We start from the raw sequence: 18,646 nt of genomic DNA, 5'->3' as shown, positions 1-18,646 counted from the left end.
GTGACGCGGGTCGAACGCGGGCTGCGCGTGGCCGACGACGACAGGCTCGCGGAAGAGGTCCCGGTAGCGATGCATTTCGACGGCTCGCCGTTCGCGGTGATGATGGCGACGCCGGACGATCTCGAGGATTTCGCGCGGGGGTTCGCGTTGACGGAAGGCAAGGTGGAGACGGTGCTGGAGATCGTCGATATCGAGGTGCACGAGGTGTTGGAAGGGATCACGGTGGATGTGCGCACCTGTGGGAGCCGCTTCAGCGGCGAAGCCAGCCTGCCCGGGCACCCCACCGTCGACGCCGGCTCCATCGCCGACGAAGTCGGCTCCCACAGGGCCCGGCAGCTCCCCGGCCGTAGCGGCTGCGGCATTTGCGGCAGTCGGGAACTCGAAGACGTCGTTCGCCATCCCGCCCCCGTGGCAGCCGGCCCTGTGATTAGTGCCGACGCCATCGAGCGCGCGCTCGAAGCGCTACGCGGCATGCAACCCATCAACGCCTTCACCGGCTCCGTGCATGCCGCGGCCTGGGCCACACCGGATGGCACGATCGTGAAAGTGCGCGAGGACGTCGGCCGGCACAACGCGCTGGACAAACTGATCGGCGCGATGCTCGTCGACGGCAGCGATCCCCGCGACGGTTTCCTCGTGATCACCAGCCGCGCCAGCTACGAGATGGTGACCAAGGCCGCCGTCGCCGGCATGACCATCGTGGTTGCGATCTCCGCGCCTACGGCGCTCGCCGTGCACCTGGCCGAGGATTGCGGCGTGACCCTGCTCGGCTTCGCCCGCCCGGGTCGGTTCAACATCTACAGCCGCCCCGAGCGCATCGCCTGACCGCTCACCCCTTGCGCCGGCGCAGGCTGTCCTTCACGTCCACGTCGAAGCGCACCGTGGTGGCCACGGTGTCGTAGCCGGGGATGTCGAAGACCAGGCCATCCTTGCTCGGCAGGCGCGACAGCAGGTCGCGCAGCGCCGTGCGGGGGACGCCCATGCGCCATTCGTGGGCATTGCCGGAAAGCGTGCATACGGGCCCGTCGGTGGCGTCGATCGAATAACGCATGGTGAATGCCTTGCCGAATGCCGTCGAGCCCAGCAGGGCGATGTCGTCGAGCAACTCGCCCAGCTCGTCCTCGTCGATGCGGACACGAACGGTGTCGTCTTCCAGTTGCACTCTCATGCGTTGACCTCGCGCCATTCCTGGGGGGTGTTGCAGTTCAACAGGTACCGCGTATCGATGCCGTCGAGCGGCAGTCTCGCCGCACCGAGCCGCTCCTGCAAGGCGAAGACCGAGCGCTCGCGTCCGGTGAGCGCCATGACTCGGGCGAGTACCTCGCGCGTGGCCGCGTTCATCGTCAGGCGCATCGGCAGCGGGTGGCCCTGCCAACTGATGGCCGCTGGCGAGGATGCGGCAAGCAACGGCCGGAGCACGTCCTCGTGCAGCCGCGGCATGTCGACGGGAATCACCAGCCACTCGCCGTCCGGAAGTCCGTCGACCGCGCTCGCGATGCCGCCGACGGGACCGGCCTCGGGCCAGCGATCGGGAATCCCGCCCGCGCGCGTTCCACTGATCGCCACCCGTTCCGCGCCCGCGGCGCGCAATACCGAGAGGCTGCGTTCGAGCAAGGTGTGGCCGCCAACACGCATCAGCGCCTTGTCTTCGCCCATGCGGGACGAGCGGCCGCCAGCCAGGACGAGCCCGACGATCACGTGGCGTCCGCCGGGTCGATCGGCCACGCGTCGGCACCGTCGTCGGTGACGGGAGTCAGCCAGGTGTTCGCCTGCGTATAGGGAAGGATGCGATAGGCCGCCTGCGCGTCCGCGAGATGCGCGACCTGCCTTCCTTGCGCGTCGTTCCCGACGTGCCCCAATGCGAAATGCCGCATGCCTTCGCGCCCGGTGAATGGCGTCGCCAGCGTCACGCGCGTGGGACGCTCGGCCGCGAGTCCCGCCATGGCACGCAACACGGGAGCGACGAAGAAGCGATAGCCCACCGCCACCGCGATGGGGTTGCCGGGCAAGGCGAGTACCAGCGGGCCGTCATCGAAACGTGCTGCGAGCAAGGGCTTGCCTGGGCGGATGGCGACCTTGTGAAAGAGTTCCCGCGCGCCGAGCGAAGCCAATGCGGCGGGAACGAAGTCGAAGCGGCCCGCGGACACGGCACCGGTGGTAACGATGAGATCCGCACCGGCGGCGCGTGCGTCGCCTACCGCGGCATGGAAGGCATCGCCCACGTCCGGCACCCGCGTGCGCCCGGCCAGCTCGATGCCCCAGGACGCGAGGCTGGCGGCGAGGAAAGGTCCGTTGGAGTCGTGGATGCCTCCCGGTGGCAAGGGACCGGTCGGGTTGAGTTCGCTACCGGTGGCGATCACCGCCACACGTGGCCGGCGCACGGCATCGACGCGATCGATACCCAAGGCGGCGAGCAACATGATCGCCGCGGCATCGATGCGCCGTCCGCGTTCGAGCGCGAGCGCTCCTTCGCCGATGTCCGCTCCGGCGTGGCGCACGTTCTGCCCCCGGCGCTCATCGGCAAGGAAACGGACCTCCCCTCCTTGCCGCTCGCAGCGCTCCACGGGAATCACGGTATCGAAGTCCTTGGGCATCCGCGCACCCGTGGCGATCTCGCAGGCTTCGGCGTCCGGATATGTGTCGATCGTGTCGCCGGCCGCATGCATCGCGGCCACGACGCGGACGGTTCCCGCGGGGATGGTGTCGCCTTCAGATCGAAGGGCATAACCGTCCATCGCCGCGTTGTCGAACGAGGGCAGCGCCAGCGGGCTGGCTATGTCGGCCGCTAGGAATCGCCGCCGGGCCGCATCGAGGGCGACCTGCTCCACGTCGAGCGGCCGGACTTCGGCAAGCAGGCGTGCCAGCGCTTCGGGGTAGGAAATCATGGGCGAAGCGTAACCCGCCCACACGCAGCCGTGTAGGAGCAAAGGGCGGCCCCATGGCCGCCCTTGCCTCGCGTCACGCCGAACGGCGTGACTGTTCCTGCATCGCCGCCGGCCGGTAGGCATGGAACGCCACCGTGGCGGACGCACGCCCCTGGCTCAACGAACGCAAGGCGGTGCTGTAGCCGTCGAGCTGTGCCAGGGGCACGTCGGCGTCGATCTCCGTGCGTTCCTGGCGGTCGACGAGGTTGACGATCTGCCCGCCGCGACGTTGCAGGTCGCCCAACACATCGCCCACCGCCGAACCCGGGGCACTCACCGACACACGCATCACCGGCTCCAGCAGCACCGTGCCCGTGGCTTCCAGCGCCGATTTCACCGCGATCTGCGCTGCGCGATGGAAGGCGGTCTCGTTCGAATCCACGGCATGGGCCTGCCCATCCAGCACGACGACCGCCGCGCCCACCACGGGATAGCCTCGCGGCCCTTCCACCAGCGCCGCGGCGACGCCTTTTTCCACCGCCGCCTGGAACTGCTTGGGAATGACGCCGCCCGTGGTGCGGTCCTCGAAGCGGTTGCTCTCCTCGCCGGTCGGCGTGACCGTCAACACCACGCGTGCGAACTGGCCGCTGCCGCCGGTCTGCTTGGCGAGCTTGCCCTCCACGGCGCCGGACGCGGCCGCCGGGGTTTCCTGGTAAGCCACGCGCGGCGAACCCGTGCGCACCTGCACGCCCCACTCGCGGCGCAGGCGCTCCACCATCACTTCCAGGTGAAGTTCGCCCATGCCCCAGACCAGGGTTTCGCCGGTGTCCGGATCGGTGCCGACGCGGAACGACGGGTCCTCCTGCGCGAGGCGGGCAAGACCGTTGCCCAGCTTGAGCAGGTCGGCGGAACGCTCGGGCGACAGCCGCCACGACAGCACGGCCGGTTGCGCCTGGATGGTCTCCAGCCGTACGCGGCGGTGCGTATCGGACAACGTCTCGCCCGTCGCCACGTCTTTCCAGCCCGCGATGGCGACGATGTCTCCCGCCTCGGCGGCATCCACCGCCTCGGTGTCTTCGGCACGCACGACGGCAAGCCGGCCGATCCGCTGCACACGATCGGTACCGCTACGCCACACGGCGTCGCCGACGCTCAACCGGCCCGAGTACACCCGGATAAAGGCCAGCGGACCGTGCGCCTGGTTGACCACCTTGAAGACGAGCGCCGCCAACGGCGCGTCCGCATCGGGCGCGACCATCAGGTCGCCTTCGTCGGTATGGCCGACCACGGCCGGACGATCCAGCGGCGACGGCAGGTACGCGACGAACGCATCCAGCAGCGGTTCGATGCCGACGTTGCGGAACGCCGAGCCCGGAAGTACCGGCGAGCCGGCACCCGCGAGCGTGCCGCGTCGAAGCGCCGCCGTGAGCGCCGCCGCGTCGATCGGCTGCTCGGCGAGCCAGAGCTCGGCCAGCGTGTCGTCACGATCGGCCACGGCGGCCACGAGTTCGGCACGCGCGTCCGCATACACCGCGCGTTCGCTCTCCGTCCACGGTTGGACCGCGCGCGTGCCGGCCTCGTCGAAACGCCAGGTGCGTTCCGCCACGAGGTCGACGAGGCCCGTCATGTGTTCGCCTTCGACGATCGGGCGCGCCACCACCCATGGGTTCGCACCGAGCTTGTCGCGCATCTGCCCGACCACCGCATCGAAGTCCGCTCCCGGGCGGTCCATCTTGTTGACGAACGCCATCAGCGGCACGCCGTGCCGGCGCGCCTGATGCCAGACGGTTTCGGATTGCGGCTGCACGCCGGCCACGCCGGAGAACACGGTGACGGCACCATCGAGCACGCGCAGCGAGCGCTCGACCTCGATCGCGAAGTCGATGTGTCCCGGCGTATCGATCAGGGTCAGGCGATGCGGCTGGCCGCCTTCCGGCGTCCAGTTCGCGCGCACGGCAGCGGCGCCGATCGTGATGCCACGCTCGCGCTCGAGTTCCATGTGATCGGTGGTGGTGGCGCCATCGTGCACCTCGCCGGTACGGTGGATCGTGCCGGTCTTGTAGAGCAGGCGTTCGGTGAGCGTGGTCTTGCCCGCGTCGACGTGCGCGATGATGCCGAGGTTGCGCCAACGGCCGACGGGGATCTGGGTTTCGCGGGTGGTACTCATGGCTAACAGTTCCTGATGGGGTCGCCAGGGGCTCGGATGTCATCTCGAGCGAGGCACTCCCCGATCCGTTTACCGCCGCCCCTGGCTGAGCGGGACGGTCAGGATCGGGGGTCGCGGCAGTTCTTCATGGCACGCTGCTCCAAAAGGTGGGTTCACAAGGAAATTCGAGACAAAAAAAAGCACCCTTGCGGGTGCTTTCGGTGTTCCTGGCAGCCGGTGCGACGTCTTACGACGAAGCTCCGCCAGGCACGGAACGCGCGCACCCGCGACGCGCCCATGGGGCGATCGGTGGGACGTGCATCAAATCGTGCTTGCAGCGGAACATGGCTTGGCTCTCGTGACAGGAGGCGAATGCTACGCCCGGGCCGGTTGACCGGCAAGGTGCGTCGTCTTCGCGTTGGGCTCCTAGATAGGGACGCCTGGGTCGGTTTCAAGGGGACCCGGTACCTTCGCTTCCGTGTCGTGATGCTCGCCTTTCACATGACGCGATTGTCATGATCGACGGGGCTGCCGACATTTACAGTATGTGGTTACCGATGTATCCGGGTCCGGATACCGCCCCATCCATACGTGTCTTGGAGTCCCGCATGCGCTACGTCAAACTCGGCCGTACCGGCCTGGACATTTCCCCCCTGGTCCTTGGCTGCATGACTTACGGCGTGCCCGAGCGCGGCAACCACGCCTGGACGCTCGACGAGGAACAAAGCCGCCCCTTCATCCGCAAGGCGCTCGATCTCGGGATCAATTTCTTCGATACCGCGAACGCGTATTCCGATGGCACGTCCGAGGAAATCGTCGGGCGCGCGCTGAAGGATTTCGCGAGGCGCGACGAAGTCGTGATCGCCACGAAGACCTACTTCCACTGGCGCAAGGGGCCCAATGGCGGCGGTCTTTCGCGCAAGGCCATCTTCCATTCCGTCGACGACAGCCTTCAGCGTCTGGGCACCGATTACATCGACCTTCTGCAGATCCACCGCGCCGATCACACCACGCCGGTCGAAGAGACGCTCGAAGCGCTGCACGACCTGGTGAAGGCGGGAAAAGTGCGCTACCTCGGCGCGTCGTCCATGTATGCATGGCAATTCGCGAAGATGGTCTACACCTCTCGGCTCCACGGCTGGACCGAGTTCGTGAGCATGCAGGACCACTACAACCTGCTCCAGCGGGAGGAAGAGCGCGAGATGATTCCGTTCTGCATCGACCAGGGCATCGCGGTCATCCCGTGGAGCCCGCTGGCACGCGGCCGCCTCACGCGCGACTGGGACGAAACCAGCACCCGCCAGGAGAGCGACGTCTTCGGCAGCACGCTGTACAACGCGACCGCCGAGTCGGACAAGGCGATCGTCGCGGCGGTGAAGAAGGTCGCCGAGGAGCGCGGCGTGCCGCGAGCGCAGGTCGCCCTCTCATGGGTCGCTCACCGCAATGGCATCACCGCACCCATCGTGGGCGCTTCCAAGCCCCATCACCTCGACGACGCCGTGGCGGCGATCGATCTCGTGCTGAGCCCGGAAGAGACGGCGACGTTGGAAGCCGCCTACGGCCCGCATCCCGTCGCAGGCTTCGAATAAGCGACCACTGTCCCTCCCCCGCATTGACTTTGGACGTCCAGAGGGCTAATTTGCCGCTCGTTAGCGGTCTTTATCTTTCTATTCGAATAGGAAGATAAAGCTAAGAGGGAAGCCGGTGGGAATCCGGCGCTGCCCCGCAGCGGTATGTGGAGACGAACCCGTCACAGGCACTGGATCGATGGCGATCCGGGAAGCGGCGGGGGAGGAGACGCCCCGGCGTCACATCCACGAGCCCGAAGACCTGCCGCCAGCCGGAACGAACGCGCCGTCATGGGTGCGTCGCTCCGTCCGGCCTGGGCCGTCGCCTCCTTCCGGGACGCGGCCCGGTTCGCCCGCGGGGGCGAAGGTCGACGGCAAACCCTCATGACCCAGGCATCGCCCATGGGGTTACCGGGCGACGTCCGTGTCATGCGACAAGCCGCCCTTCCCTCCTCTTTCTTTGCGAAGAGGAACAGTCATGCCACACGTCACCTACCCCGGTTTTCCCCGTATCGGTCGCCGCCGCGAGCTCAAGCGCGCGCTCGAAAGTCATTGGAAGGGAAACATCGGCACCGAAGAACTACTCGATATCGCCCGTGAATTGCGCTTGCGACACTGGGCGCTCGCCCGGGACGCGGGTGCCGACAGCGTTCCAGTGAATGATTTCTCGCTCTACGACCACGTGCTCGATGCGGCGGTCATGGTGGACGCCATTCCCGAACGCTACCGACCGCTTCACGATATCGATCCGCTGGGCGGCTACTTCGCCATGGCACGCGGCAGGCAGGACGATCGCGTCGACCTGCCCGCGCTTGAAATGACCAAGTGGTTCGACACCAATTACCACTACATCGTCCCCGAAGTGTCGGCGGGCCAGAGGTTCGCCGCCCGGCCCGGCAAGGTGGTGGGCGAATATCGCGAAGCGGTCGCGGCGGGACATATCGCACGTCCGGTACTGCTCGGCCCGATCACCTTCCTGTACCTCGCCAAGGCGGCCGATGGCAGCGACCCGTTGGCACTCCTCGATGCGCTCCTACCCGCCTGGCTCGGCGTGCTCGACGCCCTTGCCGACGAAGGTGCCGGGTGGGTGCAGGTGGACGAGCCCGTACTGGCGCTCGATCTCGACGATGCCACGCGTGATGCCTTTCGCCGCGCCTATGCGTGGATCGCCACGCAGTCGCGGCTACGCGTACTGGTCGCGACTTACTTCGGTCCACTCGACGGCAATCTCGAACTCGCCATGTCGCTGCCCGTCGCCGGCCTGCACGTCGATCTCGTACGTGCACCGGAGCAACTCGACGCGGTGCTCGCCGCGTTGCCGGCCGACCGTGTCCTCTCGGCGGGTGTGCTCGACGGACGCAACATCTGGTTGAGCGATCCGTCGATCATCCTTCCCCGCATACAGACGCTACGTGATCGCCTTGGCGACGAGCGCTTATGGTTGTCGACGTCTTGCTCCTTGCTGCACGTACCGTTGGACGCCAACGAGGAAAAACGCCTGCCGGGAAGTCTCGCGACATGGTTGTCGTTCGCCCGGCAGAAAATCGCCGAACTACGCCGCTACGCCGACGCCGTCCAGGGCGACGAGGTCGCCCGGCAAGCGCTCGCGCACCAGGCCATGCTGATCGCCGGGCGACAGGACGCGCCCGGGGTCGTGCGTGACGAGGTACGCAAACGCGTTCGCCAGCTCACGGCGCAGTTCGGCCGCCGCCGCTCGGGGTATCCGTTCCGCGCGGCCGTGCAGCGTGAACGATTCGGCCTGCCGGACCTGCCGACGACGACCATCGGTTCGTTTCCGCAGACCGCGACCCTCCGCGTCGCCCGCGCCGCGCATCGCGCAGGCAAACTGGACGACGAGGCGTATGACGCCATCCTGCGCGATGAAGTGCGTCGCGCCGTCGCGTTCCAGGAGGAGGCCGATATCGACGTGCTCGTCCATGGCGAGCCCGAACGCAACGACATGGTCGAGTATTTCGGCGAACAACTCGACGGCTATGCCTTTACGTCATTCGGCTGGGTGCAGAGCTACGGCTCGCGCTGCGTGAAGCCTCCGATCGTCTATGGCGACGTGGCACGGCCCGCGCCGATGACCGTGGCCTGGTCCGCGTTCGCGCAATCGCTGACGAAAAAACCGATGAAGGGCATGCTCACCGGTCCGGTGACGATGCTGCAATGGTCGTTCGTGCGCGACGACCTGCCCCGCGCCGATGTCTGCCGGCAGATCGCACTCGCCTTGCGCGACGAGGTGCGCGATCTCGAAGGAGCGGGCATCGGCATCGTACAGATCGACGAACCCGCCTTGCGCGAAGGCCTGCCGCTGCGTCGCGCCGAGTGGGGCGGCTATCTCGCGTGGGCGGTGGAGGCGTTCCGCATCACCGCCGGTGGCGTCAGTGACGCGACCCAGGTGCACACCCACATGTGCTACTCGGAGTTCAACGACATCATCGAGGCGGTCGCGGCGATGGATGCCGACGTGATCTCCATCGAAACCAGCCGCTCGCGGATGGAACTGCTCGATGCCTTCACACGGTTCCAGTACCCGAACGGCATCGGCCCCGGCGTCTACGACATCCACTCCCCCCGCGTTCCCACCGAGGGCGAGATGGCCGGCCTGCTTGCCCGCGCGCTGCAGGTGTTGCGTCCCGACCAGCTCTGGGTGAACCCCGATTGCGGCCTCAAGACCCGCGACTGGCCCGAGGTCGCCGCGGCGCTGAAGGCCATGGTCACGGTGGCGAAGGCGGCACGCCAACGGCTGGGCGCGGCCGCCTGACCTGGCGCGGGCCGGTGGGCGCGCCCTGAACATCCATGCAATCGTCACTCCCGGGCGCTACCCTTCCCCCTGCAAACCGACCCGGAGGCGTGTATCATGGCGCGCCCTTTATCTCTTTATCCGTAAAGAAGGATATATCCCCGCGATGAGCAACTACCTCTTCACCTCCGAGTCGGTCTCCGAAGGCCATCCGGACAAAATCGCCGACCAGATCTCCGACGCCGTTCTGGACGCCATCCTGGCCCAGGACCCGCGCGCTCGCGTGGCCTGCGAGACGCTGGTGAAGACCGGCGTCGCCATCGTCGCGGGCGAGATCACCACCAGCGCGTGGATCGACCTCGAGGCGCTGACCCGCAAGGTCATCCTCGACATCGGCTACGACAGCTCGGAAGTCGGTTTCGACGGCGAGACCTGCGGCGTGCTGAACCTGATCGGCAAGCAGTCCCCGGACATCAACCAGGGCGTCGACCGCAAGAAGCCGGAAGAACAGGGCGCGGGCGACCAGGGCCTGATGTTCGGCTATGCCACGAACGAGACCAGCGAATACATGCCGGCGGCGATCCACTACGCGCACCGCCTCGTCGAGCAGCAGACCAAGGTCCGCAAGAAGAAGAACTCGCCGCTGCCGTGGCTGCGCCCGGACGCGAAGAGCCAGGTCACCCTGCGCTACGAGAACGGCGAGGCCGTGGCCATCGACGCCGTCGTGCTGTCGACCCAGCACGATCCGGACGTGAAGCAGAAGGACCTGATCGAAGGTGTGCGCGAGCTGATCCTGAAGCCCGTGCTGCCGGCGAAGCTCCTGCACAAGGGCACCAAGTTCCACATCAACCCGACCGGCAAGTTCGTCATCGGTGGTCCGGTGGGCGACTGCGGCCTGACCGGCCGCAAGATCATCGTCGACACCTACGGCGGCTGGGCCCGTCACGGTGGCGGCGCGTTCTCGGGCAAGGACCCGTCCAAGGTCGACCGTTCGGCCGCCTATGCGGCTCGCTACGTCGCCAAGAACATCGTCGCCGCCGGCCTCGCCGACCGTTGCGAGATCCAGGTCAGCTACGCCATCGGCGTGGCCGAGCCCACCTCGATCTCGGTGACCACCTTCGGCACCGGCAAGATCCCCGACGAGAAGATCGAGAAGCTGATCCGCAAGCACTTCGACCTGCGTCCGTACGGCATCATCAAGATGCTCGACCTGGTCCACCCGATGTACCAGCCGACCGCGTCGAACGGCCACTTCGGCCGCAAGCCCTACGAGATCACCGACAAGAACGGCAACACGTTCACGGCGTTCTCCTGGGAAAAGACCGACAAGGCCGACGTCCTGCGCGACGCCGCCGGACTCGGTGCGACGGTCGCCCGCCGCAAGTAAGCGGGGCTTCCAGCAAGGCATGAGAACGGGCGCCCAGGCGCCCGTTCTCTTTTGTGAAGCCCGCTTTCGGTGAGGGCCTAGCCTTTGTGGGAGCCGACCTTGCTTTTGTGGGAGCCGACCTTGTCGGCGATCCCGCGGCAGCGGGCCAGCCTACGGCAAGCACCCATCGCCGACAGGGTCGGCTACCACCAAAGCGGTGTCCCATGGGGCTTACAGCACGTCCTCCTCCTGCTGACTGATGACCTCACTTCCGACTTGGTCACAGCCATTTCATGGCCGGGATGCGACACCTGAAGAGTCCCCAGCGGAGAAGCCACCATGACTCATCGTCCTGTCCGTGCCCTCGCCACCACCTTCCTCGCCATGGCGCTTTCGTGTGCCGTTCAAGCCCAGGAAAAAGACACGCTCGGCGGCACCGCCACCGATGCGGGCTTCTTCAAGAACGCGACCGCGTCCGGCATGGCCGAAGTCCAGGCGAGCGAACTCGCCCTGAAGCAAGCGACGTCCGCGAAGGTCAAGGCGTTCGCACAGCGCATGGTCGACGACCATACGAAAGCGCACGACGAACTCAAGTCGCTGAAGATGGGCGACAAGGGCTACCCGATCGCTCATGACCCCCTGCCCGACAGCGAGAAGCGCATCGACGCGCTATCGCGCCTGCACGGTGCCGATTTCGATCGCGAATACGCGAAGCTGATGGTCGCCGACCACCAGAAGGCCGTGGCGATCTTCGAGGTGGAGATCGAGAAGGGCTCGAACGACCAGCTCAAGGCCTTCGCGAAGAAGACACTGCCGACGCTGAAGGATCATTTGAAGCAGGCAAAGACGCTTCCCTGACCGTCCCGCAGCGACCTTGTGGAAGCCACCCCTGTGGGAGCCGCTTCAGCGGCGATGCCTTCGCCAGCACCCATCGCCGCTGAAGCGGCTCCCACCAGTCTGCGGCGACCTGGTGGGAGCCGACCCTGTCGGCGATGCTTTGGAGTCAGGCGATGCCTGGAATCAGGCGTTGCGGTTGGAGCCGGAGAGGACGTCCACCCAGACGGCCAGGGCGAGGATCACGCCCTTGATGATCATCTGCCATGAATTATCGACGTCCATCAGCTGCATGCCGCTGTCGAGGCTGGCCATCACCAGGGCGCCGATCAGGGCGCCATAGACCGTGCCCGAGCCACCGCGCATCGACGTGCCACCGATGAAGCAGGCGGAGATGGCGTCGAGTTCGCCGCCGGTACCGGCGGAGGGCGAGCCCGAGCCGGTGCGGGCCACCGTGATGATGCCGGCGAAGGCGCACATCAGGCCCATCAGGGCGAACACCACCAGCTTCACACGCGCCACGTTCACGCCGGACAGGCGAGTGGCTTCCATGTTGCCGCCGACGGCGTAGATGTGCCGGCCGAACACCGTCTGCGTGGACACATAGGTGAACACGGCGAGCAGGCCGAGCAGGATCATCACCGGGATGGGAATGCCGTTGGCGTCGTTGAGGATGCGCACGAAGCCGAAGATGAAGGCGCCGATGGCCACCAGGCGGGCGATATCGACCCACAACGCGCCCTGCTGCAGGCCGAGCTTCCCACGGCGAAGGCGGCGGCGCACGGTCAGGGCGATCATCGCGAGGAAGATCACGGCACCGATCCAGCGCGACAGCGCCGGCGGAACGAAGCCCTGGCCCAACGCGATCAGGTCGTCCGGCGCGGGAGCGATCGTCGAGCTGCCGGTGATGTAGAGCACGATGCCGCGGAAGGCCAGCATGCCGCCCAGGCCGACGATGAACGAGGGCACCCGCATCTTGGTGACGACGAAGCCGTTGAAGGCGCCGATGACGAGGCCGAGCCCGAGCACGGCGAAGATCGCCGGCCACGTTCCCCAACCCTGGTTCACCGTGAGGATCGCCACCACGCCGCCGAGCAGGCCGAGTTGCGACCCGATGGAAAGGTCGATCTCGCCGGCGATGATGATGAACACCATGCCGCAGGCGAGCATGCCGGTGATCGCCATCTGCCGGAACAGGTTGGACAGGTTGCCGGGCGTGATGAAGGCCGATTCGGTCTTCAGGTGGAAGAACACCCAGATGATCGCCACCGCGATGAGCAGGGCGAGGATCTTGTAGCGGACGAACAGTTGCTGGACTTTCTGGGCCTGCATGAAGGCTTCCCTGGTAACGCGTGAATGGTTTTCGGAGAATCAGGCCGCGTGCGCGGGCCCTTCGGCGGCATGCGAGATCGCCGCGGCGAGCACCTGCTCCTGGGTAAGGTCGACGTTCTTGAAATCGCCGCGTAGCTTACCCTCGCCCACGACGAGGACGCGATCGCTGACTCCGAGCACTTCGGGCATCTCCGAGGAGACCATGATGATGGCCACGCCCTTGGCGGCCAGCTCGAACATCAGCTTATAGATGTCGTACTTGGAGCCGACGTCGACGCCACGGGTGGGCTCGTCGAGGATAAGCACCTTCGGCTTGGGCAGCAGCATCTTGGTCAGCACCGCTTTCTGCTGGTTGCCACCGGACAGGCCGACGATGGCCAGCTCGGGACTCGCCGTCTTCACGCGCAGGCGCTTGATCTCGGCTTCCACGGTCTGCAACTCGGCCTGGCGGTCGATCTGGCCCGCGCGGGCATAGTGTGAAAGCGTCGCCAGCGTGATGTTGTCGCCCACGCCCAGCAAGGGAACGATGCCCTGCCGCTTGCGATCCTCGGGCACCAGCGACAGCCCGGCCTTGATCGCCTGTTCGGGCGACCTGACCTTGATCGGCTTGCCCTCGAGCAACAGCTCCGCCTCGTAGCGCCCCGGGTACGCGCCGAAGATCGCCGACACCAGTTCGGTGCGGCCGGCACCGACGAGTCCGGCGACGCCGAGGATCTCGCCGCGGCGGATCTGGAACGAAATGTCGTCGACGCGCTTGCGATTCGGATTGGCGACGTCCCAGCAGGTGACGTGCCTGGCCTCGAAGATCACTTCGCCGATGTCGTGCTCGACCTTCGGGAAGAGGTTCTCGATGTCGCGCCCGACCATGGCGGTGATGATCGAATGGGTGGTCATCTCGCTCATCGGCTTGGTGACGATGTGCTTGCCGTCACGGATGACGGTGACCGTGTCGCACACCCGCGCCACTTCCTCGAGCTTGTGCGAGATGTAGACGCAGGCCACGCCGTCGCGCTTGAGATCCTCGATGATCGACAGCAAGGTGTCGGTCTCGGACGAGGTCAGCGAGGAAGACGGCTCGTCGAGGATCAGCAGACGGGCATTCTTGGCCAGCGCCTTGGCGATCTCGAACAATTGCTGGTAGCCGCCGCCGTAATTCATCACCGGCGCGGCCACGTTCACGTCCTTGAGCTTCAGGCGGGCGAGCAGCGCCTCGGCCTTGGCATACATGGCGTCGTAGTCCATCACGCCGCCGAACTTGCGGATCTCGTTGCCGAGGAAGATGTTCTCGGCGACGGAGAGCTGAGGTACCAGCATCAGCTCCTGGTGGATGATCACGATGCCGGCATCCTCGCTGTCGCGTACCGAGTACGCCTTCAGCGGCTTGCCGTCGAACAGGATCTCGCCTTCCCACGTGCCATAGGGATACACGCCGGACAGGACTTTCATCAGGGTGGACTTGCCTGCGCCGTTCTCGCCGCACAGGCCGACGCACTCGCCGGGCCGCACGGCCAGGTCGATGCCATTGAGCGCGCGCACGCCGGAGAATTCCTTGACGATCTGGCGCATCTCGAACAGGTATTCGCTCACCGGTACTCCTTTCGCTGGACGATGCCCCGCACCGGGCGGGGCATCGCCGATCTTACGCTTACGGGCCGACCTGGGCCTGGGTGTAGAAGCCGTCCTTGACCACGAGGTCCACGTTCTTCTTGGTCAGCATGGTCGGGGTGAGCAGGATGGTATCCACATCCTTCTTGCCGTTGTTCATCTTGGAGGTGAACTTCGGCGCGGTGCCCTGGACCAGGCCCACCGCCAGGTTCGCCGCTTCCGTGGCGATTTCCTTGATCGGCTTGTAGACCGTCATGGTCTGCGTACCGGCCTTGATCCGCTTGATCGCGGCGAGGTCGGCATCCTGGCCCGACACGGCCACCTTGCCGGCCAGCTTCTGGCCGTTCAGGGCGGCGATGGCGCCACCGGCGGTACCGTCGTTGGAGGCGACGATGCCCTGGATGTTGTTCTTGTTGGCGGTGAGCGCGTTCTCGATGATCGACTGCGCGTTCGAGGCCAGCCATTCGTTGGTCCACTGCTGGCCGACGATCTTGATGTCGCCCTTGTCGACCAGCGGCTTCAGGACCTTCATCTGGCCTTCGCGAAGGATCTTCGCGTTGTTGTCGGTCGGCGCGCCGCCGAGCAGGAAGTAATTGCCCTTCGGTGCCGCGTCGACGACGCCCTGGGCCTGCATCTGGCCGACCTTGTCGTTGTCGAACGAAATGTAGGCGTCGACGTCGGCATTGAGGATGAGGCGATCATAGGAAATCACCTTGATACCGGCCTTCTTCGCCTCGGCGACGACCGTGGTCAGCGTCTTGGCGTTGAACGGCACGATGACGATGACGTCGACCTTGCGCGAGATCAGGTTCTCGATCTGCTGGATCTGCTTCTGCTCGTTGGCATCGGCGGACTGCACCGACACGGTGGCGCCCTTGGCTTCCGCCGCGGCCTTGAAGTAGTCGCGGTCACGCGTCCAGCGCTCCACGCGCAGGTCGTCGATGGAGAAGCCGATCACCGGCTTTTCCTTGCTGGCGTGCGCCTGCGGCGCCGCGAAAAGACCGGCACCGATCATCGATACGGCCAGCAACGTATATAGGGCCTTCTGCTTCATGCTCATCTCCATGCTTCTGGGATCGCCCTTCAGGAGGGGCGGAAATCGTCGCCGCGAGCGGCGTCGGAATACAGCGGCTTCAACTGCTCGTAAGAGCGGCGGAACAAAGGGTGGCGCGTTTGCAGGAAATAAGCATGACGCGCTGCATCGGGCTCGCGTACGGCGGTGACCGCCGGCATCGGGCAAACGGCGTCGAGGGACGCGTCCGGTTCGATGGCCAGCCGTGCGAGGCGTGCCGCCCCGAGCGCGGGTCCCACCTCGCCGCCACTGCGCAGGACCAGCCGCTTGCCGAGGATATCGGCGAGCATCTGCGTCCAGTAGGCACTGCGCGAACCGCCGCCGATCACGGTGATTTCATCGGCCACGAGGCCGGTCGACTCCACCGCCAGCAGGCCGTCGAGCAGGCCCAGCCCGACGCCTTCCAGCGTGGCATTGGCGAGATCGGCGCGATCCGTGCCGGGCCCCAGGTTCGTGAACGAGCCACGCGCATGCGCATCGTTGTGCGGCGTACGCTCGCCCGTGAGGTAGGGCAGGAACAGCGGACCGTTCTCCTGAAGACCCTTGGCCTCGGCCTCGGCGAGCAGGGCCGGCACGTCCTTCTGTCCGGTGAGCTTCGCGGTGAAGTCGAGGCAACTCGCCGCGTTCAACATCACCGACATCAGGTGCCAGGTATCCGGCAAGGCATGGCAGAAGCTGTGCACCGCCTGCTCGGGACTCGAGCGGAAGCCCTCGGACACGGCGAAATAGACGCCCGACGTGCCCAGCGAAAGCATGGCCTGGCCGTGGCGAACGATGCCCACGCCCACCGCGCCCGCCGCGTTGTCGCCACCACCGGCGGCGACCGGGACGGTATCCATGCCCCAACGTTCGGCCAGTTCCTTGCGCAAGCGACCCGCAGGCTGGCTACCTTCGAAGACCTGCGGCATGTGCGAACGGTCCAGGCCCGTTGCCGCGAGCATGGTGTCGCTCCACCGGCGCTTCTCGACGTCGAGCCAGAGGGTGCCGGCCGCATCGGATGCGTCGGTCATGTATTCACCGGTGAGGCGCAGGCGCAGGTAGTCCTTCGGCAGGAGCACCTTGGCGACGCGATCGAAAACCTCGCGCTCGTGCTTGCGCACCCAGGCGAGTTTCGGCGCCGTGAACCCGGGCATGGCGAGGTTGCCGGTGATCGAACGAAAACCCGGCACCTTTTCCAGTTCCGCGCATTCGACATCCGAACGGCCGTCGTTCCACAGGATGGCCGGCCGCAGGATAGCGTCGGACTTATCCAGCAGCGTGGCGCCGTGCATCTGCCCGGACAGGCCGATGGCCGCCACGCGGCGGGCATCGGTTCCCTTGAGGACGTCCGCGACGGCCGCCTCGGTGGCGCTCCACCACGTGGCCGGGTCCTGCTCCGACCAGCGTGGCTTCGGATGCGAGACCTCCAGCGGGCTGGTCGCGCTGGCGCGCACCTCACCCGCCTCGTCCATGAGGACGGCCTTCACCGAGGACGTGCCCAGGTCGATACCGAGGTACATGCGTGCCGAAGCGTCCATGTCGGGGGTCATATCACCCATAGATATAGCGGTTGACGATGTTCTCGAGCAACTCCTGGCCGCCGGAGACATGCTTGGGATGGATGTCGCGGGCGATCGCCTCGTCCGACAGCGAGGCCAGCGTGAAGCCACCCTGCAGGATCTTCGTGCCGAAATCGGCATCCCAACCCGCGTAGCGCTTCGCCTTGAAGTCGGCGAGCGCATCACGCTCGATCATCTTCGCCGCGCGTTCCAGGCTGAGGGCCAATGCGTCGATCGCGCCGATGTGGCCGTGGAAGAGATCTTCCGGCGCGCTGCTCTGGCGGCGCACCTTGGTGTCGAAATTGAAACCGCCCGTGGTGAAACCGCCGGCCTTCAGGATCTCGTAGGTGACCAGGGTCAACTCTTCCACGCTGTTCGGGAACTGGTCCGTATCCCAACCGTTCTGCGGGTCGCCGCGATTGGCGTCGATCGAGCCGAAGACGCCCAGCGCGATCGAGGTCGCGACCTCGTGGTGGAACGAGTGGCCGGCCAGCGTGGCGTGGTTGGCCTCGAGGTTGGTCTTGACCTCGTTCTCCAGGCCGAACTCCTTCAGGAAGCCGTAGACCGTGGCGGTGTCGTAGTCGTACTGGTGCTTGGTCGGCTCCTGCGGCTTGGGCTCGATCAGGATGGTGCCCTTGAAGCCGATCTTGTGCTTGTGCTCGATCACCATCTGGAAAAAGCGGCCGAGCTGTTCGCGCTCACGCTTCAGGTCGGTGTTGAGCAGGGTGTCGTAGCCTTCACGGCCGCCCCATAGCACGTAGTTCGCGCCGCCCAGGCGGTGCGTCGCTTCCATCGCATGGCGCACTTGCGTGGCCGCGTAAGCGAACACTTCCGGCTGCGGGTTGGTCGCGGCACCGGCGGCATAGCGCGGATTGCTGAACACGTTGGCGGTGCCCCACAGAAGCTTCACGCCGGTCTCGGCCTGCTTCTTCTCGAGCATGTCGACCATCGCCGCGAAGTTCTTCTTGTAGTCGGAGAGGCTGTCGCCTTCCGGCGCCACGTCGGTATCGTGGAAGGTGTAATAAGGCGTGCCCAGGCGGGAGAAGAAATCGAACGCGGCGTCGGCCTTCTCGCGGGCCTTGGCCATCGGCTCCCCTGCCGTCTGCCAGGGACGCTCGAACGTGCCCGCGCCGAACACGTCGGAGCCCGGCCAGACGAAGGTGTGCCAGTAGCAGGTGGCGAGACGAAGATGATCGGCCATGCTCTTGCCGAGCACCTGCTTGTTCGGGTCGTAGTGGTGGAACGCCAGCGGGTTGTCGCTGCCGGGGCCTTCGTAGCTGATCTTGGGGACGCTGGAAAAGTACGACATAACAATTCCTTGACAAACGTGGGGACGAATCCCGACGATCCTGACGAGCGGCGCCTATCGCGCGCAATTGCGATTTCCGACGGGGGCCGGCTCTTTTTCGATGCCGCGCTGCGTCATGGTCAGATAACGCAAAGCCTGATAGTTTTTGGCGACTGGCGATCATCGCCGACAGGGTCGGTCCCACCGATCCCCGCATGAGGTCCGGTGGCCCCACACGAGGTCCGGGTGGGAGCCGACCCTTGTCGGCGATGCCCCCTCGACGG

Annotated in this window: 14 protein-coding genes and 1 riboswitch; of the genes, 5 read left to right on the top strand and 9 right to left on the bottom strand. The window is 66.2% G+C overall.

Annotation, left to right across the window (positions count from 1 at the left end; all coding sequences use genetic code 11):
• The first annotated feature begins 27 nt into the window (after positions 1-27).
• Positions 28-825, top strand: coding sequence for a formate dehydrogenase accessory sulfurtransferase FdhD (fdhD, locus tag AB6730_RS05525; protein WP_371022653.1), 798 nt, complete (start codon positions 28-30; stop codon positions 823-825).
• A 4-nt stretch (positions 826-829) separates the two neighbouring features.
• On the opposite strand, the gene AB6730_RS05520 is transcribed toward fdhD, so the two are convergent.
• The 4 genes from AB6730_RS05520 to fusA form a co-directional block, all read right to left on the bottom strand.
• The gene (locus AB6730_RS05520; protein WP_371022652.1) at positions 830-1,168 is read right to left on the bottom strand and encodes a hypothetical protein; all 339 of its coding nucleotides are present in this window, start codon (positions 1,166-1,168) and stop codon (positions 830-832) included.
• The gene (locus tag AB6730_RS05515) at positions 1,165-1,725 is read right to left on the bottom strand and encodes a molybdenum cofactor guanylyltransferase (RefSeq protein WP_371022651.1); all 561 of its coding nucleotides are present in this window, start codon (positions 1,723-1,725) and stop codon (positions 1,165-1,167) included. The genes AB6730_RS05520 and AB6730_RS05515 overlap by 4 nt, the downstream gene beginning before the upstream one ends.
• On the bottom strand, positions 1,695-2,885 hold the full coding sequence (locus tag AB6730_RS05510) for a molybdopterin molybdotransferase MoeA (protein WP_371022650.1): 1,191 nt from the start codon (positions 2,883-2,885) through the stop codon (positions 1,695-1,697). Before AB6730_RS05510 ends, AB6730_RS05515 begins: the two co-directional genes overlap by 31 nt.
• A gap of 73 nt (positions 2,886-2,958) precedes the next feature.
• Positions 2,959-5,031: an elongation factor G gene (gene fusA, locus AB6730_RS05505; protein ID WP_371022649.1), complete on the bottom strand. Its 2,073-nt coding sequence runs from the start codon at positions 5,029-5,031 to the stop codon at positions 2,959-2,961.
• 587 nt (positions 5,032-5,618) lie between these two features.
• Here fusA and AB6730_RS05500 point away from each other — a divergent pair.
• The 4 genes from AB6730_RS05500 to AB6730_RS05485 all read left to right on the top strand — a co-directional run bounded on the left by AB6730_RS05500 (position 5,619) and on the right by AB6730_RS05485 (position 11,551).
• Positions 5,619-6,599 carry an aldo/keto reductase gene (locus tag AB6730_RS05500; RefSeq protein ID WP_371022648.1) on the top strand — a complete coding sequence of 327 codons (981 nt, stop codon included), beginning with the start codon at positions 5,619-5,621 and terminating at the stop codon, positions 6,597-6,599.
• Positions 6,600-6,646: 47 nt separating this feature from the next.
• A riboswitch (cobalamin riboswitch) is annotated at positions 6,647-6,863 on the top strand.
• A 193-nt stretch (positions 6,864-7,056) separates the two neighbouring features.
• Positions 7,057-9,348 carry a 5-methyltetrahydropteroyltriglutamate--homocysteine S-methyltransferase gene (gene metE, locus AB6730_RS05495; RefSeq protein WP_371022647.1) on the top strand — a complete coding sequence of 764 codons (2,292 nt, stop codon included), beginning with the start codon at positions 7,057-7,059 and terminating at the stop codon, positions 9,346-9,348.
• Positions 9,349-9,493: 145 nt separating this feature from the next.
• A complete protein-coding gene (metK, locus tag AB6730_RS05490) occupies positions 9,494-10,714 on the top strand; it encodes a methionine adenosyltransferase (protein ID WP_306850936.1) in 1,221 nt (406 codons plus the stop codon).
• Between the two features lie 318 nt (positions 10,715-11,032).
• Positions 11,033-11,551: a DUF4142 domain-containing protein gene (locus AB6730_RS05485; protein ID WP_371022646.1), complete on the top strand. Its 519-nt coding sequence runs from the start codon at positions 11,033-11,035 to the stop codon at positions 11,549-11,551.
• Positions 11,552-11,713: 162 nt separating this feature from the next.
• On the opposite strand, the gene AB6730_RS05480 is transcribed toward AB6730_RS05485, so the two are convergent.
• From AB6730_RS05480 to xylA, 5 genes are read right to left on the bottom strand one after another with little or no spacing between them, the layout of a single operon-like run.
• Positions 11,714-12,859: a sugar ABC transporter permease gene (locus tag AB6730_RS05480; protein ID WP_371022645.1), complete on the bottom strand. Its 1,146-nt coding sequence runs from the start codon at positions 12,857-12,859 to the stop codon at positions 11,714-11,716.
• Positions 12,860-12,898: 39 nt separating this feature from the next.
• Positions 12,899-14,446, bottom strand: a complete 1,548-nt coding sequence (locus AB6730_RS05475) for a xylose ABC transporter ATP-binding protein (RefSeq protein ID WP_371022644.1) — start codon at positions 14,444-14,446, stop codon at positions 12,899-12,901.
• A 58-nt stretch (positions 14,447-14,504) separates the two neighbouring features.
• Positions 14,505-15,518, bottom strand: a complete 1,014-nt coding sequence (gene xylF, locus AB6730_RS05470; protein WP_371022643.1) for a D-xylose ABC transporter substrate-binding protein — start codon at positions 15,516-15,518, stop codon at positions 14,505-14,507.
• Positions 15,519-15,547: 29 nt separating this feature from the next.
• The gene (xylB, locus tag AB6730_RS05465) at positions 15,548-17,074 is read right to left on the bottom strand and encodes a xylulokinase (RefSeq protein WP_371022642.1); all 1,527 of its coding nucleotides are present in this window, start codon (positions 17,072-17,074) and stop codon (positions 15,548-15,550) included.
• The gene (xylA, locus tag AB6730_RS05460) at positions 17,067-18,383 is read right to left on the bottom strand and encodes a xylose isomerase (protein ID WP_371022641.1); all 1,317 of its coding nucleotides are present in this window, start codon (positions 18,381-18,383) and stop codon (positions 17,067-17,069) included. The genes xylB and xylA overlap by 8 nt, the downstream gene beginning before the upstream one ends.
• Between the last annotated feature and the right edge of the window lie 263 nt (positions 18,384-18,646).

It is taken from the genome of Luteibacter sp. RCC_6_2 (genome assembly GCF_041360655.1).
GTDB lineage: Bacteria > Pseudomonadota > Gammaproteobacteria > Xanthomonadales > Rhodanobacteraceae > Luteibacter.
The sequence above is the reverse complement of the archived record's forward strand: the minus strand, read 5'-3'. Positions and strand labels throughout refer to the sequence as shown.

Bases quoted from the DNA above. Each gene is read 5' to 3' on its own strand.
- AB6730_RS05520 (WP_371022652.1), bottom strand. From the start codon at position 1,168: ATGAGAGTGCAACTGGAAGACGACACCGTTCGTGTCCGCATCGACGAG.
- xylF (WP_371022643.1), bottom strand. From the start codon at position 15,518: ATGAAGCAGAAGGCCCTATATACGTTGCTGGCCGTATCGATGATCGGT.
- xylB (WP_371022642.1), bottom strand. From the start codon at position 17,074: ATGGGTGATATGACCCCCGACATGGACGCTTCGGCACGCATGTACCTC.
- AB6730_RS05500 (WP_371022648.1), top strand. From the start codon at position 5,619: ATGCGCTACGTCAAACTCGGCCGTACCGGCCTGGACATTTCCCCCCTG.
- AB6730_RS05480 (WP_371022645.1), bottom strand. From the start codon at position 12,859: ATGCAGGCCCAGAAAGTCCAGCAACTGTTCGTCCGCTACAAGATCCTC.
- metE (WP_371022647.1), top strand. From the start codon at position 7,057: ATGCCACACGTCACCTACCCCGGTTTTCCCCGTATCGGTCGCCGCCGC.
- xylA (WP_371022641.1), bottom strand. From the start codon at position 18,383: ATGTCGTACTTTTCCAGCGTCCCCAAGATCAGCTACGAAGGCCCCGGC.
- fusA (WP_371022649.1), bottom strand. From the start codon at position 5,031: ATGAGTACCACCCGCGAAACCCAGATCCCCGTCGGCCGTTGGCGCAAC.
- metK (WP_306850936.1), top strand. From the start codon at position 9,494: ATGAGCAACTACCTCTTCACCTCCGAGTCGGTCTCCGAAGGCCATCCG.
- AB6730_RS05485 (WP_371022646.1), top strand. From the start codon at position 11,033: ATGACTCATCGTCCTGTCCGTGCCCTCGCCACCACCTTCCTCGCCATG.
- AB6730_RS05510 (WP_371022650.1), bottom strand. From the start codon at position 2,885: ATGATTTCCTACCCCGAAGCGCTGGCACGCCTGCTTGCCGAAGTCCGG.